Genomic DNA, 17079 nt, shown 5'->3' with positions numbered 1-17079 from the left:
TGAGTAGGTGTTGGTTTTACATCTACAATGATGGTAAGGGGCTAGAAGCGATCGCTTTTCCCTAAACAACTTTACAGCGCACATCTGTGATTTCTCATCAACTACCTAACTAAGTAGTTTTCTATACCTGCAAACTGTTAACGAGACTCCGCACAACGCACAAAAGGCAACAAGTCTAACAAGATAGTCTCATGATGATGTTCTTGAGGATAATGCCCGACATCATTAAGTTTAATTAATTCTCCATCTGGTACAGTAGTGGCAAATTTTTCTGCCATATCTAAACTCAGCCAAGGATCATTTTTTCCCCATTGAATCAGAAGAGGCTTTTGCCACTGTTGAAAACCAGATTCTATTTCTTGCATTGCTTTTAACAATTGTAAATTGCGAATGCTTGCCAGCAAAGCGCGTCCGGCAGATGAACTTTTCAAATAGGGTTTACGATAAACATCCAAATCGGCATCAGAAATAACATAACGACTACCACCTTCTAAGGTTCTATCTACCAACAGGGGATCTTGAGTCATGATCTCACCTGCTAAAGGTAAACCCATTTGTTGAATTTTCCAAGGTAGCTTTGCAGTCGTAGAAATTGGTGTATTGAGAATAGCAATATTGGCGATTTGTTCTGGGTGACGTAAGGCGTATTGTAGTCCTACAGAACCTAAAAATCCTTGTACAACTAAGGAAAAACGCTCTAACTCTAAGGCTTTAACAAATCCTTCTAAAGCGGTAATAAATGCCTCAGGAGTGTAAGCAAAATCTCTTTTTTCCGGTTTGGAGGAAAAGCCAAAACCAATCCAATCGGGTGCGATCGCTCTTGTTCCTTGTTGTCCTAAAGCAGGCATAATTTTACGCCAGCTGTAACTTTGCGATACTAAACCATGTAAAAAAACGACAGGTAGCAAGTCAGTTCTACCGATAGGTTCAGCTATTCGATAAAACCACTCTAGGGAATTTACTGTTATTTTATGTTCGGATAGTGACATTTTTATTTTAAAATTTGTACAAAGATGCGAAAAAATCAAGTAGGCGGGTGAATGAAGCTTGTGTAGCAGCAATCTTTATCACTCGGTTAAAAAGATATTAAAAATCTAAGTTTGATTAAGAAATAATCATCTCACGAATTGCGTGAGCTGTGGCAGGTGCAAGTAAAACGCCATTGCGATAGTGTCCAGTTGCAAGGAGAATGTTGCTAAACCCTGGCAGTTTGCTAATAATTGGTGCTGTACTTCCTTCGGGGCGAGGGCGTAACCCATGCCAAGTACGGATGGTAGTTGCATTTGCTAACTCTGGGCAAAAAGCGATCGCTTGCTGTTTTAAAGACTTCAAAAGTTCTTTATCCGCCAGTATCTCTTCACTACGTTCTTTAGTAAACTCAAGCGTTGCACCCACCCAGTAGTCTCCACCACCAATAGGAACAATATGGACATCATTACCAGTAATCACCGGCTGAAATTGTGGATCGCCTAAAGGATGCTCCAACCGTAGATGCCACGCTTGCCCCAGTACAGGACGAATCGTAATCAACTGGTTCAATTGTGCTGAGAGTGGTGACGAACCCAGCCCTGCTGCGAGGATAAACCAGTCACTTGCTATTGTGCCTTCTGTTGTTTCTAGTTGGTGGCAAAAATTGGCAGTAGTATCTTTCGCCTTCCCATTTAAGGAGAGGGGATAGGGGAATGAGGACATCCCTAAAACTTTTACTCCAAATTTAAAAGTCACACCATTCTGACTTGCTGCCTCAACTAAAGCTAACGTTAGTGCTGTCGGATCGAGTTGACGATCTTGAGGAGAATAGATAGCACCTATTAATTGTTTATCTTCTATCTGAGGACAGAATTTTTTGAGTTTCGCCATGTCCCAAATTTCCAACTCATAACCTTGAGAGTGGCGAACTTTTACCAGCTTTTCCCAACTCTTAAGTTCATCATTTTCTGGGGCTTCTGTGTTGGAGATTTCTAAACTCTCAGGCAAAAGCATGAGAATTCCCTGCTTATTAAAGGGAATTTTGCGAGTGGTAATTTTCTCTAATTCTGGAATTAAGGTTTCATAGCGCTGCATACTAGTTTGGCGCATCTGCCAAGCTTTGCCCTTAGTTTTGCGGCTAATGACACCCATCAAGACACCTAAGGCTGCTCCTGTGGAAGCTTGTGCAGGTAGTTGTTTATCTAGGACAGTGATTTTTAAATTTTTGAGTTGGCTGAGTTCATAAGCGATCGCTGCACCAACAACACCACAACCGATAATGACTACGTTCATAGCTTTTGAGAAGGGACTAGAAGAGGGGGAGGGGAGGAGTGGGAGAGAGGGGGAGTGGGAGAGGGGGGAGTGGGAGAAATTATCATTTACATTCCCCTTGTCTTTTTGTCCCCTTGTCACCTGTACCCTATCCCTTGTCCCCCAGTTTTCCTAACTAGCCTTTGCTTGAGTACTATTTTCAGGAAGTAAGTTGAGGAAATTGTCAATATCTGCAAATGCAGCGTTGGCATTACTCAAGGCTTTAAGAGTATTGCCAGAGTCAGCGGCTTGATCAATTTTAATTAAATGATCAAACAATTCCCGTGCTATTTGACGTGCTTTGGGTTGATCGCTAGGCAGGAGGTTGGGAACGACGTAGTTCATATGCAACCTTGCTTCTGCCATAGGGCCGTGTATAAAATTACCAACGTTGATCCAATCATTTTTTTGGATCAAATCTTGTAATTCTTGTGAGCGATCGCGCACAATCTCTATTTCAGGTAAGTATCCCTGAATTTTTTGAACCTGTGCGTAGGTATAAGTTGGAGGTGCTGTGGCGACGGAAGGACTACCACAACTAATCAGAAATGTTGCTAAAAGAACAAGGAGTAATGATAAGAAAGAGCGTTGACGCGCCATAAACCAAGCTTATGTGTTGCCGATTACAGTGTCATTTTAGATCGGAGTGTGTAACTTCTTGTTCCGATTAACAAGGGATTTTGTTGAAATTCTTCAATCGTTACTTGGTATCTTCCAATATAGACAGAGATTACCCGCTTTTTCTTGACATTTTGAGTATATTTACTTAAGATTTTCTTTTCAAAGCTAATATTCATTAATTGTCAGAAAAGCTTGATTTAAAGTTGCTAAATTCAAAAGATATTGATAGGGTAAAATTCCAATACAAAGTGCCTTCTGGCGGTTTTTATGTAATCCCATCATTCATTAGCAGACACCACTTGAGGGGAGTGTTTTCCGTGAACGCAGCTGAGATGGCAACAAATCTGGAATTCGCCAGCAAGATTGCAGCAGTGGTGAATTTATTTAAATTCGAGTTTCCCGACGCCAGATCGGATCTTAAACCCTGGACAAATGATCCACAAACCAGAGAGTTAGTCGATCCGGATTCCATAGATATCGGTTTTCACTTCCCTGGAATCAGTAAATCTTGGCACAGTCGCAGTATTTTGATTCAAATCCGTTTTTATCAAGATCCTGTTAACGGCTCACATCGAGCAATTGGCGTCGAGATAGCAGGATTTACTCATCTTGGCGAACAGTGGCGACTGTCTACGGTGGAAAATTGGAATTTTGTCGGTGCAACTCAACCTTCAGAAGAAGTGAGAGACAAGCTCAAGAATTTTTGTCGGCAGATTTTGGAGTTGTTTAATAAACTGAGTGAATAGGGACTAGGAAGAGGACACTCAAACGCGAGGACACAAAGACACGGGGAATATTGTTGATAAACTCTCCCCCTCTCCCCTCTTCTAAGTACAGCTTTGGTAGGATGCGTTAGAACTACCGTTCGTAACGCACCGAAAATCTAGGTTGGTGCGTTGCGCTTGGCGACAACATACCTTACAAAACGAAGAAAGAGCATAAATTCACACTTTGCACCCACCTTCTTCACAGTACACAGATTTATAGGTGTTGGAACGCTTGCCAAACAGAGTGTAACGATTGTCGCGAATTTGTTCGTAGACGCGATCGCCTACCCATTTCACACCCGGTAAAGCACGATAAGCATCCACAAATACACTGCCCAAAGGTAACAATCGCCCAATTTCTTCAGCTGCTGCACTGCCTTGCCAGCGTTTTTCTGGCACATTGGCATCAATTAAAATCATACCTAACTCACAATCCTGGGGCGTAATTTCCCACTGTTGCAGCCTCTGAGAGTCTTGCATGGGAATGTAGCGAAATAGCTTCCCTTGATCTAAAGTTTCTAGTAGTTGCACTAAAGTAACGCAGAGATTGCAATTACCATCGTAGACGACGTAGTATTGTATGCTCACAACAGATGTAGGATAAAAAATTAGTGTATATTATTACTATTTGTAAATCTAATTATCTACTTTTGACAAATAACATCAGTGCTGTTTAGTCGAGTCAGCATGGGCTAATACCCAAAACCCAATTTTTTCTAAGGCTAGAACAATGGCAGAAGAGAAAATATTTAGTGTTGATTTTGCACAAGAGAATCCTTATACAAACATTCTGCCGCGATCGCCTGTGATTTCTAGCTACAAAGCCAGATGGAATGGTATACGTCTAGACTTTCATCGCCAGCCTGGGAGCGAGACTCCAGAACATAGTCCTACACAGCACGCGCTTAGTATTAGTCTTGCAAATAGCCCGATCAAAGCTGAACGAGTTTTGGATGGACGGATTCAAACTGAGAACATCAAGTATGGTGACATAGTTGTCGTCCCAGCTAATATCAATCATAAATTATGTTGGGAATCGGAAGCAGAATTTTTGGTCATTAGCTTAGATGCTGAACTGTTTGATCGTGTTAGTTACGACACTATTGATTTACAACGCTACGAGATTATTCCTCATTTTGCTTCTCCCGATCCTTTGATACAGCATATTGGATTAGCACTTAAGTCGGAACTTGAATCAGTAAATATGGGAAGTATTTTATATATAGATTCTTTGGCTGTAACCCTATGCCTTCATCTGCTGAAAAAGTATTCTAAATTCTTGGCAGCAATTCCCACGTATTCTGAAGGACTTCCTCAGATGAGGTTACGAAAAGCAATTGAATATATTGATGAGAATCTCGATCAAGATTTATCACTCGTAGAAATTGCTGATGTAGTGCAAATGAGTATGTATCATTTTTCACGGCTTTTTAAACAGTCAACGGGGTTGTCACCTCATCAGTACGTCACAAATTGTAGAATTGAGAAGGCTAAAAGATTACTAGCACGAACAGAGGAAGCAATCAATCAAATTAGCCAGCAAGTTGGATTTCAAAATCAGAGCCACTTCACTAACGTTTTTCGCAAGCATATCGGCATAACACCAAAAGCCTACAGAGAACAAGTAAAAATTTAGGTAATTGTTGTGATTAGGTTGTTAGAAAGTGAATGTTTAGCTCTTAGGAAATAAGGCAGTCGCTATAAAACAAGTTTTATTACCAGGCATAAAAATGGGCATTGGGCATTGGTATAAAAAATTTTTCCCCTACACCCCACAACGCACTTCTATATGCGGAGGAAGCCTCCGCATCCAGCGCTCCCCTACACCCTCTACAAAAAAGACGTGATTCACACAAGCAAGATAAAAAGCGATCGCCCTCATGCATACCCTTGCCAAAATGCGATCGCTTAAGCTGTCTTGATTGACGCCATTGGTTTTCAAGGGCTTTGTATTTGTTGTTGAGGAGGAATTTGTCCTTGTGGTTGAATTGGTGTTTGTTGTTGAGGGGGAACTTGTTGTTGAATTGGTGTTTGTTGTTGTGGATTAAGTAAAGTTTGTGGAAGCTTCAGTAATGGATCGGTGACTAAATTCAACACAGAGCCAAAGTTAGATAGTAACGGACTTGATTCCCCAGATGATAACTGCCTAGCTGTATGCTGGAAACCTGTACCAATGGCATCCAAAGCCAAGGCAGCAACTAAACGCACAGACTTATCTGGATCTTGCAAATTACCTAATAAGTTAGGAACCGCAGATGTGGCTCCTTCTCCGATACAGGCAAGAGCAGAAGCAGCAAAGAAGCGAACAATTTCGTCTTGATTGCTTAATCCTTGAATTAGCCCAGGTACGATAGACGCTGGATTTGTTACTACACAATTTCCTGCTACTTTTGTCCTTGGTTTAGGTTGTGATTGAGGTTGCACTTGAGCTTGAGGTTGAGCTTGTGGTTGAGCTGGTGAATTTTCACCCTGCAACGCTTTAATTATTCCAGGCATCGCAGAAATAGCTTGTGTGCGCACATCTGGACTACCACCCTGTAACCCCTGAATTAACACAGGTATTGCAGAACTAGCATCAAAGCCCGCCTGCGGTTGCCTGCCTTGCAAAACCTGAAGTAAAACTGGTATTGCAGGAGAAACTTTATCAGGAGCAACACTAATAGAAGGCTGAGAATTATTACCCTGTAGAGGTACAGATATTTTAACGTCAGGAGAATTTGTGAGTGGTACTTCCGATGCCTGCTGCGCCCAACTAGCGCTAGTTACAACGAAAGGCGATGAAAAGAATAATAAACCCACTGCTATTCGAGAAGTAATTGCACTCAAACGAGATTTAGTCGGGAATTTTTGGTTCGTAAATTGAGTCATAAATATATGGGTGAATAAATTTATCTTTAAGATGAATACACAACTCACCATCTCAATTACGAACGTCACGCAAACAATTCAACTAAAAAGTTTTAACCAAAATTTTTTCATCACTGTACAGAGGTATGGTAATTGAGAACTGTAATTTCACAGCGATCGCGCAGATACATTTACCTGATTGAAAGTCAGGGGAAAATCCTGTATACTTATTGAAAATTATTATTATTTGTCTTGCAAAACTTTTGTTACTTCTGTTTTGCTAATTTTCCATGTCAAACACCATTTTACAGCCAGATAATACAAATCCATTTCCCCCAGTGGCAGAAAATCCAATTCTTAATGCAGGTAATTATTTTTCAGAAAACCTCATAGAGTATCCCCATGAATTAGCTCATGGTTATATTAAAGATATTAAACTACATCAGGGATTTTCTCTCATCATTGGAGATTATCAAATTCACGGAGATGTGACTGAATATTCTCCAGAAGAACCAGAGCATCCTTTACAGTTTTATTTTCAGCTAGTAGGTGATAGTGTTAGTAATTTTGAATATGCCTCGCAAAAGGCTGGTGAAACGGCTTTATGCGGTTGTGGAATGTCTCCGAGGAAATTATATTATACTTCTTCACCACAAAAAAAACAGGACATTGATATTCACATTCAACCAGAATTATTTAAAACATTATTTGGTATTCACAATGACACGATTCCACATCTGTTGAAGCATCTATTTCGCCAACCAGATGAGGAATATTCTGTACGTACTGGTACAATTACTACTCAAATGCAGGTGAGTTTGCAGCAAATTTGGCAATGTCCCTTTCAAGGTTTGGTTAAACAGATTTATTTAGAATCTAAAGCGCTGGAACTAATCGCTTTACGATTGCAACAGGATATAACGGGAGAAGCTATCCAATGTCACCCACACAAACCAAAGCGAACTGTAATTGAGAGAATTTATCAAGCCAAGGAGCTTTTAGAAAGCCGGATGGAAAATCCTCCATCTATGATGGAATTAGCAGAAAATGTTGGACTCAGCCCTTATCAGTTAAAACAGGGTTTTCAGAAAGTTTTTGGGAAAAGTGCTTTTCAATATTTACATCAATACCGCATGGAACAAGCACGTCTTTTGCTGTATGAAGGTAATATGCGCGTAGCTGATGTGGCAAATTGTGTAGGATATTCCCACTTGGGGCAATTTTCGGCAGCATTTAAACGGATGTTTGGAATTAGTCCCCGTGATTGTCTCAAGGGCAAGGTGTGAGTAATCTAGACTTTGTGATTTGCTTGTAGCCAGTTGAGTAAGTCAGCGATCGTCCTAAAATCTAATAAAGCCTCTCCCAGTGCTTCCAACTGTTCTAGCGAAAGACTGTGAATCTGTTGTTGAACTTCTTGGGGTAAATCTCCCACTCGTTTTTGCAGTAACCGTAGGACAAGTGCTTGCTCACCTTCGAGTTTGCCTTCGAGTTTGCCTTCGAGTTTACCCTCTTCCTTACCCCGCTCGTAGCCAATGCGCTCACCTGTTGTTATGTAACTCATACGAAGCTCCTGCTCAAATTGTTTAAACTCTTGCCAAAATTCTGCTTCTAATGCTTTTGGTAAAATCATAACCCAATCAATAAATCGATAGAGGTTACGAATCTCCCTTTCTTGCAATCCTTGTTCATACAATCGTCGAATTAAGCTAAACTTCCAAGCCTTGCGTTCTAAGAGCTGTTTGGTGGTTTGCTGCGTCTTCAGATGCGCCATTACCACTGTTGCAAACACATTATCACTATCTTGTAATTCACTCCATCGATTTTGATAATCCAGCAGTTTGACTGTTCCAAATCGAAAGTGCAGTCCACAATCAGGGTAATTGTAACTGTATTGATTTGGTCGCCATTTCAAGTCTGCATCGCACAAAATTGCTAGGCTAATGGCTGGTTTGGCAAATTTATCAAAAATTCGCAGGTTGTAGGAAAACATCCTTTGTGCAAAATTATCTTCTGGTGTGGCTTGGATTTCGACATGAATTAACAGCCAAATCTCCTCTCCTTGAAGTTGCCAAACTTTGACTAACTTATCTGCATATCTTCTACCGAGTTCGGCTTCGCGGGCAATTTGTTGAAATTCTTTATCGAGAAACTCGTAGGGACTTTCCCAATCAATCAGTGCAGATGTTTGAGGAAAGAAAAAATGCATGGCTTGGGGAAAGTAGGCTTCTAGGATTTCTTTCCACGGCGAATCATTATCGGCTCTTTGGAGTTCCTCAGTCATGAGTTGATTGGTAGAGATTCAATCATAGGGGATGGTGCGCTGCCCGTCGCCCACTGTCAAAAAAAATTATAGCCAAATGTCACCAGAGATAGATTTTGGAACTAAAACTACTTTTTTGGGATAATTAACCGCCATTTTTAGATAGACTCGCAGCCTGAAAAAACTCTAAACTCACCTTAATTTCTACTTGAGAAGATTTCTCTATAGCAATAGTCTTCCTAAAATACAGGTGTGAGAGTCATCAATGAAGTTACAAAAGTTACTATCAATATTATTTGTCTCTGGATCGGCTTGGGTGGTGGCTATCAATGTTGCGATCGCTGAAAATGCCCAAATATCTAGCAATAAGATTCCATATCTCAATCAAGTAGAATTTTTTAGTAACAGCGCGTATCAGTTAGTACAAACTCCAAATCTAGAGACTGTAACCATTACCGCTGTGAAAGCAAATCCCACAGATAAAGGTGTGGAGGTAATTTTAGAAACAGCACAAGGGGAGAAACTGCAAGTTACAAATCGCAGTGCAGGTAATAATTTTATTGCAGATATATCTAATGCTCAGTTACGTTTACCATCGGGAGAAGCTTTCACATTCCGTTCCGAAAAACTAAATAGTGAAATTACTAAGATAACAGTTACAAATCTTGATGCAAATACTGTGCGGGTAGTTGTGGCTAGTGAGAAGGCTTTACCTACAGTTGAGTTATTTGATGATAATGCAGGGCTGGTTTTTGAGATTACTTCTGCTGCAACAGCAACGCAGCCACCACAGCAGCCGGAAACACCACAATCAGAGGAATCGGCAGCACAGCAAGATGAGCCAATTGAGTTGGTGGTGACGGGAGAGCAAGACAACTATCGCATACCAGATACCTCAGTGGGAACAAGAACCGATACACCTTTGCGAGATATTCCCCAATCGATTCAAGTTGTGCCGCAACAAGTGCTGCGAGACCGTCAAGCTAGAAGTATCACAGATGGATTGGAAAACATCAGCGGTGTAACCTCAATTAGTCCTGGTTCTGCTGGAAGCAGAGATAATTTTTCCATCCGAGGCTTTGAAAATTACGGCAACAGTCTTGTAAACGGTATACCCGATGACATATTTAGCGATGGTGGCTTTGTCAATGTAGAACGACTAGAAGTGTTGAAGGGTCCAGCCTCCGTTTTGTATGGCGAAACTGGATTCAGTGCTCTTGGTGGAATTATTAACTTTGTGACCAAACAACCACTGCGCGATCCGTTGTATGAAATCAGTGCAACGATTGGGAGCTTTAATGATTATCAGGGGACAATCGATCTCACTGGGCCGTTGAATGATTCTAAAACTGCTCTCTACCGCTTTATTGCTGGTTATCGGAGTGCTGAAACGTTTGTTGACTTTAATGAATTTACAAAACTTTCCATTGCGCCTAGTTTAAGCTTTCGTCTGGGGCAAAATACAGACCTAGTGCTAGAGGGTGATGTCAATATTCAGGAAAGAAATAACCAGCAACCTAATGGACTGCCAGCTGTAGGTACTGTGCTACCAAATCCGAATGGAGAAGTACGCCGTAGTTTTAATTCAGTAGGACCAGTAGAAGATAAGGTAACCGCCGTTGGCAGAGTTGGCTATCGCTTTGAGCATCGATTCAATGAAAACTTGAGGCTGCGAAATGCCTTCCGTTATAGGTTTTACGATGCTGATGATCGCGGTGTGACTATCATTCCCACTAGTCTAGCGGCTGATAATCGCACGCTGAATAGAAGGGCGATTATTGGCAGTCAATTTTACGATAGCTATTATCTAGATACCAACTTATTGGGTAAATTCAACACTGGTTCAATCAATCATCAACTGCTATTTGGCTTTAGTTTGAGTCGAAATACAAGTGATTTAAGCTTTGAAAATAACATTTTTTCTGTTGCCCCAGTAGACATCTTCGATCCAGTCTATAACAACACCATTGCTCCAACTGGTGTTCGTAACTCAGACAGCTTCACAACTAGAGATACGCTTAGTATTTACCTCCAAGATCAAATCACTCTTGCTGAAAACTTGAAACTTCTGCTAGGCGGACGGGTGGATATATTTAAGGAGCGCACAACGGATCGACTAACAAATGTAGAAACCAGCCAATCGGACACTGCATTTAGCCCACGAGTGGGGATTGTTTATCAGCCGATCCAGCCCATTTCTTTGTATGCCAGTTTTGCTCGATCATTTGCTCCTACAATCGGTATATCTGCCACGGGAGAAGCGTTCCAGCCAGAGCGCGGAACCCAGTATGAAGTCGGGATCAAAGCTGACTTGACTAGCAAACTTTCTACCACCCTCGCCTTCTATGATTTAACCCGCTCCAATGTGACGACAACTGATCCAAATAATCCTGATTTTTCAGTTCAAACTGGAGAACAAAACAGTCGAGGAATTGAATTGGATATCAGTGGCGAAATTTTACCAGGATGGAACATTATTGGCGGTTATGCCTACAACGATGCCAGAGTCACGAAAGATAATACAATTCCAGAGGGTAATCGATTATTTGCTGCTCCCGAACACTCATTCAACCTATGGACAACTTACAGAATTCAACAAGGTGATTTGCAAGGACTGGGGTTTGGTTTAGGCTTCTATTATTTTGGAGAGAGAGCAGCAGATTTGGCTAATACCTTAGAGCTACCCAGTTACTTCCGTACCGATGCTGCCATTTTCTATGAGCGTGACCAATTCCGCGCTGCCATCAATTTCCGCAATCTCTTTAATGTAGATTACTATAACAGTCGATTTGGATCTGGAACACTTGTTGCTCCAGGTGAACCTTTCACCGTTCAAGGTACGATTTCCTGGAAGTTTTAGGGTGTTAGATGTTGACAAGTATCTCTTTGCGTCGCCTCACTCATCTGATGCTTTTGAGTATCTTAACAGTCATACTGGTTTCGGCTTGCAACACAACTAACGATACCAGTATTACTAGCTATAAACAGCCTGTTGAGGATTGCCGAATCGTGCAACACGTAATGGGTAGCACTTGCATTCCTCGCAACCCTCAACGAGTCGTGACCCTTAGACAAGATACTTTAGCCAATAGTTTGGCACTGGGTATACGACCTATCGCCGCAGCGTATGTTCCAGGTTTTCCCCTTCCAAGGTATCTTCAAGGTAAAGTAGACCAAGTAGAGTCTGTAGGAGGCTTAAATTCCCCTGATATCGAAAAAATATTACGACTGAAACCTGACTTAATTATATCTAGCTCTGGTTTGAAAGGTATCTACAAACAGCTATCATACATTGCACCTACAGTTGTATTAAACATACCTTTTCCTCCCCCAACCTGGAAGGAGCAATTGGAGGAACTTGCTACTGTTTTGGGGAAACAAGAGGTTAATAAACAATTAATGGATGAGTATTGGCAACGGGTGGAAAACCTGAAGCAAGCTTTGGGGAACCGCCTCAAAACTGTGGAGGTATCCATTGCAAATACATCTTCAGAATACGGCATTTGGTCTTATGGAGAAAAGCATTTCTCTGGATCAGTTTTGCAGGATATTAGTCTACAACGTCCCAAATCACAGAGAAGGGATATATTCTATATCGAAAATATATCTAAGGAAAAAATATTTGATATTGATGGGGACGTTCTCTTCTTTGTATCTTGGGAAAGGGAAGATGATAAGAAGACGTTAGAGAAACTCAAACAAAGTCCTTTATGGTCACAACTCGAAGTTTTTCAAAAAAATAAAGTTTATTTTGTAGGCGGACATTGGCATAGTTCAGATATTTTTGCGATTAACGCTATCCTTGATGATCTGGAGAAATATCTTGTCAACACTCCTTAATTCTCATAAATAAACACATCTTATTCACCTGTAAATCCTACCACCGTTAATCTGAAGAACAACCAGAAAACCTACCTCTAGATGACACGACTTTACCTATTCATTAGCATCATACTAATTATCACCTCCAGAACCAAACTTCCATGCATCAACCCAGCGATGCCAATAGTATTTAGTAGTGTTGGGTAAATTATTTTCCCAAGGTTCTAACTTTTTGCTCAATCGAAACAACAGAGAATAAATCCCTAAATTCCCATAATGAATCATCCAATCTAGCAAAGCTGCTAAACCTACTTGTGGAATAATTTTGACAACTATTTCCGGATGTGCAAAATTCGTCTTTAATAATGTTTGCGTTAGTCCCGAAAAGTTGACTACATCTTGCAAAAATGGTTTTAATACGGGTTCGCCCAAGCTTTGCATTTCTGCAAATACTGCTGAGAGCAATTGATTAATTTGATCGGGAGCAATTTTTTGCTCTACACCAACACTCATTGCTTTTTGAAATAGCCAAGTAACACTTAAATTCGGTTGATATGGTTGTAGTAATCTTAGCGCCTTAGCAGATAATTGATTGGTTTGCAGTGCTTCATAAATGCCCTGAGTTAAACGCTGCAAGTGACGTATCATTGCACCAAAACCCCCAAAACTCAGAGGTGATTGACTGCCGCTGCTATCTCCTACTGGTAAAATGCGGCTCCAAGGGGTTTGAAGTGGGCTTTGGCGATAGGAAGGAAAGAAGCCAAATAGCGCTCTTTGAAATGTTAGCTGGTTTAATTTTACACCTTGATATTTCGGCATTAAATGCAGATAATCCTCAAATAGAGCTTCTAAACCCAAGCGTTGTGGATCTGCATCCATGTAGGTAAACATATACGTAGTTCTGCCATCTCTAGCAGGAAAAGCTTCCCAAAAGTATTGGCATTGATTTTGTATAGGTGTAAACGACAACAATAAATCACCTGTGCTGTTGTTAGGAAAGCCTTGAGCGCAACTTCCGACAACTAAGCATATGGCATCTGGTTTTTGTCCTTGTCGTGCTTGTTGAGCGATCGCTGAAAGATGCCCCATCGCATCAATTAATAATCTGGCTTTGTATTGGTTGTTGACAATTACTCCGTCTGGGTGAACTACTACCTCATCAAAGGGCGTGTTTTCAAATAACTTGCCACCAGCAGCAAGAAATCTTTGTTTTAAAGTTTCCAGTAAATACACTGGATCTACACCAATATTCAAGACATCTTGCACCCAAACTTCTATGCCATTGTGAAAGCCCACTCTAGCGGGATTGTATTCTGTGGCGATCGCTGTTTCTAATTCTGCGTCTGTTAACAAGCCCAATTGCACAAAAACTTGTAATTCATGGCGAGAAATATTCCATTCTTGCTCTCTTCCCCGCAAAATTCCCCGCTCAATTAATCCTACTCGCACCCCTTGCAAAGCTAAGGCACAACCAATGAAAATCCCCAAAGTACCACCGCAAACTAAAACATCCCAATCTACAGCACCTAAATTTTGCTGACTTTCTTTAACTACCATTGGCACTGGTGCGGTTCCTGACTTGATGGATGATAAAACTTTATCTGCGCGACGCAAACCTCCTAAAACATCACCCGGTAGTTGAGAAAGAATTCCTTCAGTCAAAGACATAGAGATTAACCAAGAATACACACAACACTATTAACAAGTATCGCGTTCCTGTCGCCTAAATAGACTTTTTTATACCAAATCCGGTTGTTCAACCCTTTTTCTGTGTAGCCCGCGTAGGCGGGCTTTATTTGTGTAGCCACACCCTTCCAGGGTGTAGGGTAAAAGGAGATATTAGATTTGGATGTAATATTACTCTAGAGGAGCATAGTTGCAAGCAAACAAAACTAATCAAGAAGACTGAGGCACTTGTCGGAACGAGTCATGTTTTGGACAAAGACTTGTATAAATCATTGAATAAATATAAATTTGTCACCATCACATCAGTAGGATTGCATATTATGCGATCACGTCTGAAAGTTACATTGGTAAAATTTTAACTTTGTACTTTTGTAACCAAAATATTTACCGATGTACTAATCACCCTAAACAGGGAGGTATCAAATGTCTAAGATCCAGCTTTATACTGCAAAGAAAACTAAATCCTCTGCATTGTCATCAGGAAAACTGTATATAATAATTGCGTCTGTAGTTTGCTTAGGGCTACTAAGTTCTACTGATCCAGTTTTAGCCCATCACGCCTTAAGTGGTAAAGTTCCGTCTAACTTCTTTGAAGGATTCATATCTGGTTTAGCGCACCCAGTTATTGGACTAGACCATTTTGCTTTTGTTGTAGCTATAGGTTTACTTAGCATCGGTCAGCAGAATAGTTTTTTAATTCCCGCAGCTTTTGTATTAACTGCAATGACAGGAACAGGTATTCACGTTCTCAACTATGATTTACCATTTCCTGAAATTATTATTGCTTTTTCTGTAGTTGCCTTTGGAGTGATGCTGCTATTGTCTCGCAAACCCAACTGGTTAGTACTAGCAGGATTAGGTGCGATCGCAGGTTTATTCCACGGCTACGCTTACGGCGAATCCATCGTTGGTGCTCAAATGACACCTTTGATTGCTTACTTAGCAGGCTTTAGTGTGATTCAGTACGTAGTTGCAATTGGTGCTTTACTGATTGGTACTGCTATTAGTAACAAATTTAGTGGTATAAAAATGTTACGGTTTGCTGGCTTGGCTATCGCTGCTATTGGTACTGTCTTCTTAACTACAGCTATTATCGGTTAATCTCAACGTACAAATTCGCCAAATTAATTTCCTGCTATTCCCAGCCCAGAAATACCAGCCAGAGCAATCATCAACATACCTCCCATGTGTTGGAGTTGTACTAGTTGCTACTTTCTGTGACTGGGTTACTTTTTTGAATAAATATTTTTCTGAAGCCACAGCAAGTTTCTCAGAATGAGTAGACAAACAAACGCGCTCAGGCGGAGAATACTATTGATTGTTAACTTTGATAAACTATTAAAAGTAAGTTAGTAAACACTAAATGAAACGCTCAAAAATTGTTGCCATTATTACAGGTGCTATCTCAATTATTTTAGCGATCGCCTACCTTCTGCTTGTCCAAATACTAGACTTTCGTGGGGAAATGAAACCTGCTCCTATCAGTGAGGTTGAGCAACCAGTATCGATAGTGACTCAGTACTATCCTATTAGTTGATGCAAAATTAAGCTGTTACTAAATTATTGAGCTGCGATTCACACTGTTGGAAGACATAATTAACAGCAGCAAAGAGTTTTTCTAGCTCATAAATTGTGTATGGAGCAATATTTCTAGTAAATGAATTACCTTCAAGTTTGCCAAACTGCCATAAGCCTCCATTAGAAACAATACCATATATAGTAATTTGCAGCTCATTATTAAGTCTTTCAGCAGCAATCATTTCTGCTAGGCATTGCGCCCAACCAGCTTCAAAGTTATCTTGTTTGGCTTCTACTAAAATAAAGTAAGATTTATCAAATACAACTTTTCCTAAAGGTGACCTTTTCGCCAGAATATATTCAGGAAAACCGGATAATTTCTCATAGTAATTGAGAGACTGATGGCTCCACAAAATAAATTTGCTGCTGTAGCGCTTCCAAACTTCTTTCAGTACTGGGTAAATTAGATTTTCACAGATTGCAAACTCTGAGTTATCAACAACACCTTCGCGCATGACTGTTTCTAAGTCTTCACGAAAGTAGTTAGAGATATCAAATGGAATTTCGACAACAAAGTTTGCTTCTTTATAAGTGACTTGAAAAGCTTTAAGAACTTCGCCTATGGTTTTGTAGCCACTAAAAGCCATATCAACCTCATAAGGAATTACCAAAAAATAAATTATTCAATCAATGTAGAGGAGGCAAAAAGCGAGGATACTGCGTTGCGGGGATCTCCCCCGTTGTAGGAACTGTCCGTTGGAAACCCGTCCGCAGTGATGGCTTACCACGGCCCTCAAAGCCCCCCGTTATAGCAAGTGTCCGGGTGTGGATGTTCCTCCCGCTTATTGCCGTTGGGTTAGCGAAGCGTAATCCGCCATTTTTAGAGGAGTTGATGGTGCGTTACAGACTATTGTCCTAACATACCCTACTATAAATTGGAGATTTTTTTAATTGGAAGTTCCTAATAAACAATTTTAGATGAATTAGCCCAAACCAAATAGCTTGTACCGATTCAAAAAGTGTTTGCAACACATCCTGATGTACAGACGTGCAATGGCACGTCTGTACAATGTCTATTTGTCGCATTCTTTTTTCAAATTGGTATTAGAAATCGCAGGTAGTAGCTTATTCGCCGCTTCTACTAATGTGGCAACAGCAGTTTCAAGACTCATCGTTGAGGTTCCAATACTCATCATCGAGATTCTGGCGATCGCAGCTATGTCAAGATTATCCTGTATAAATTTATATTAGTAAATTATGTATAGAGTTAAAACTATG

Annotated in this window: 17 protein-coding genes; 8 read left to right on the top strand and 9 right to left on the bottom strand. The window is 40.6% G+C overall.

The features are described from left to right. Window positions 1–137 precede the first annotated feature (137 nt). The 3 genes from U2718_RS27315 to psbQ form a co-directional block, all read right to left on the bottom strand. Window positions 138–989 carry an alpha/beta fold hydrolase gene (locus U2718_RS27315; RefSeq protein WP_341993154.1) on the bottom strand — a complete coding sequence of 284 codons (852 nt, stop codon included), beginning with the start codon at window positions 987–989 and terminating at the stop codon, window positions 138–140. Window positions 990–1104: 115 nt separating this feature from the next. Continuing rightward, window positions 1105–2262, bottom strand: coding sequence for an FAD-dependent oxidoreductase (locus tag U2718_RS27310; protein ID WP_341993155.1), 1158 nt, complete (start codon window positions 2260–2262; stop codon window positions 1105–1107). A gap of 150 nt (window positions 2263–2412) precedes the next feature. Beyond that, complete coding sequence (gene psbQ, locus U2718_RS27305) at window positions 2413–2880, bottom strand: photosystem II protein PsbQ (protein ID WP_341993156.1); 468 nt, start codon at window positions 2878–2880, stop codon at window positions 2413–2415. A 338-nt stretch (window positions 2881–3218) separates the two neighbouring features. On the opposite strand from psbQ, the gene U2718_RS27300 reads away from it, so the two are divergent. Further along, on the top strand, window positions 3219–3647 hold the full coding sequence (locus tag U2718_RS27300; protein WP_341993157.1) for a hypothetical protein: 429 nt from the start codon (window positions 3219–3221) through the stop codon (window positions 3645–3647). A gap of 198 nt (window positions 3648–3845) precedes the next feature. Here U2718_RS27300 and U2718_RS27295 read toward each other — a convergent pair whose 3' ends face one another. Next, window positions 3846–4250 carry a thiol-disulfide oxidoreductase DCC family protein gene (locus U2718_RS27295; RefSeq protein ID WP_341993185.1) on the bottom strand — a complete coding sequence of 135 codons (405 nt, stop codon included), beginning with the start codon at window positions 4248–4250 and terminating at the stop codon, window positions 3846–3848. A 148-nt stretch (window positions 4251–4398) separates the two neighbouring features. Between U2718_RS27295 and U2718_RS27290 the strand changes: the two genes are divergently transcribed. Beyond that, a complete protein-coding gene (locus U2718_RS27290; protein WP_341993158.1) occupies window positions 4399–5304 on the top strand; it encodes an AraC family transcriptional regulator in 906 nt (301 codons plus the stop codon). Between the two features lie 129 nt (window positions 5305–5433). Here U2718_RS27290 and U2718_RS27285 read toward each other — a convergent pair whose 3' ends face one another. After that, the gene (locus U2718_RS27285; protein ID WP_341993159.1) at window positions 5434–5610 is read right to left on the bottom strand and encodes a hypothetical protein; all 177 of its coding nucleotides are present in this window, start codon (window positions 5608–5610) and stop codon (window positions 5434–5436) included. Next, complete coding sequence (locus U2718_RS27280; RefSeq protein WP_341993160.1) at window positions 5607–6536, bottom strand: HEAT repeat domain-containing protein; 930 nt, start codon at window positions 6534–6536, stop codon at window positions 5607–5609. Before U2718_RS27280 ends, U2718_RS27285 begins: the two co-directional genes overlap by 4 nt. Window positions 6537–6805: 269 nt before the next feature. Between U2718_RS27280 and U2718_RS27275 the strand changes: the two genes are divergently transcribed. Next, on the top strand, window positions 6806–7801 hold the full coding sequence (locus tag U2718_RS27275) for an AraC family transcriptional regulator (protein WP_341993161.1): 996 nt from the start codon (window positions 6806–6808) through the stop codon (window positions 7799–7801). A gap of 5 nt (window positions 7802–7806) precedes the next feature. Here the strand turns inward: U2718_RS27275 and U2718_RS27270 are convergent, their stop codons facing one another. Then, the gene (locus U2718_RS27270; RefSeq protein ID WP_341993162.1) at window positions 7807–8796 is read right to left on the bottom strand and encodes a DUF4351 domain-containing protein; all 990 of its coding nucleotides are present in this window, start codon (window positions 8794–8796) and stop codon (window positions 7807–7809) included. Between the two features lie 244 nt (window positions 8797–9040). On the opposite strand from U2718_RS27270, the gene U2718_RS27265 reads away from it, so the two are divergent. Together U2718_RS27265 and U2718_RS27260 are read left to right on the top strand one after the other, a co-directional pair. Then, on the top strand, window positions 9041–11635 hold the full coding sequence (locus U2718_RS27265; protein ID WP_341993163.1) for a TonB-dependent siderophore receptor: 2595 nt from the start codon (window positions 9041–9043) through the stop codon (window positions 11633–11635). Between the two features lie 8 nt (window positions 11636–11643). Then, complete coding sequence (locus U2718_RS27260) at window positions 11644–12615, top strand: iron-siderophore ABC transporter substrate-binding protein (protein ID WP_341993164.1); 972 nt, start codon at window positions 11644–11646, stop codon at window positions 12613–12615. A gap of 114 nt (window positions 12616–12729) precedes the next feature. Here the strand turns inward: U2718_RS27260 and U2718_RS27255 are convergent, their stop codons facing one another. Beyond that, the gene (locus tag U2718_RS27255; protein ID WP_341993165.1) at window positions 12730–14265 is read right to left on the bottom strand and encodes an FAD-binding oxidoreductase; all 1536 of its coding nucleotides are present in this window, start codon (window positions 14263–14265) and stop codon (window positions 12730–12732) included. 441 nt (window positions 14266–14706) lie between these two features. Between U2718_RS27255 and U2718_RS27250 the strand changes: the two genes are divergently transcribed. Both U2718_RS27250 and U2718_RS27245 read left to right on the top strand, forming a co-directional pair. Further along, complete coding sequence (locus tag U2718_RS27250; RefSeq protein WP_341993166.1) at window positions 14707–15384, top strand: HupE/UreJ family protein; 678 nt, start codon at window positions 14707–14709, stop codon at window positions 15382–15384. A gap of 262 nt (window positions 15385–15646) precedes the next feature. Beyond that, entirely contained in the window at window positions 15647–15820 is a 174-nt protein-coding gene (locus U2718_RS27245) for a hypothetical protein (RefSeq protein WP_289793853.1), read from the top strand. Between the two features lie 7 nt (window positions 15821–15827). On the opposite strand, the gene U2718_RS27240 is transcribed toward U2718_RS27245, so the two are convergent. Then, a complete protein-coding gene (locus U2718_RS27240; RefSeq protein WP_341993167.1) occupies window positions 15828–16448 on the bottom strand; it encodes a hypothetical protein in 621 nt (206 codons plus the stop codon). A gap of 406 nt (window positions 16449–16854) precedes the next feature. Here U2718_RS27240 and U2718_RS27235 point away from each other — a divergent pair, with 406 nt between their 5' ends. Continuing rightward, the gene (locus tag U2718_RS27235) at window positions 16855–17052 is read left to right on the top strand and encodes a hypothetical protein (RefSeq protein WP_341993168.1); all 198 of its coding nucleotides are present in this window, start codon (window positions 16855–16857) and stop codon (window positions 17050–17052) included. Window positions 17053–17079: the final 27 nt, after the last annotated feature.

Source organism: Chlorogloeopsis sp. ULAP02 (genome assembly GCF_038404745.2).
Lineage (GTDB): Bacteria > Cyanobacteriota > Cyanobacteriia > Cyanobacteriales > Nostocaceae > Chlorogloeopsis.
This window is presented reverse-complemented; position numbering and strand designations above follow the sequence as displayed.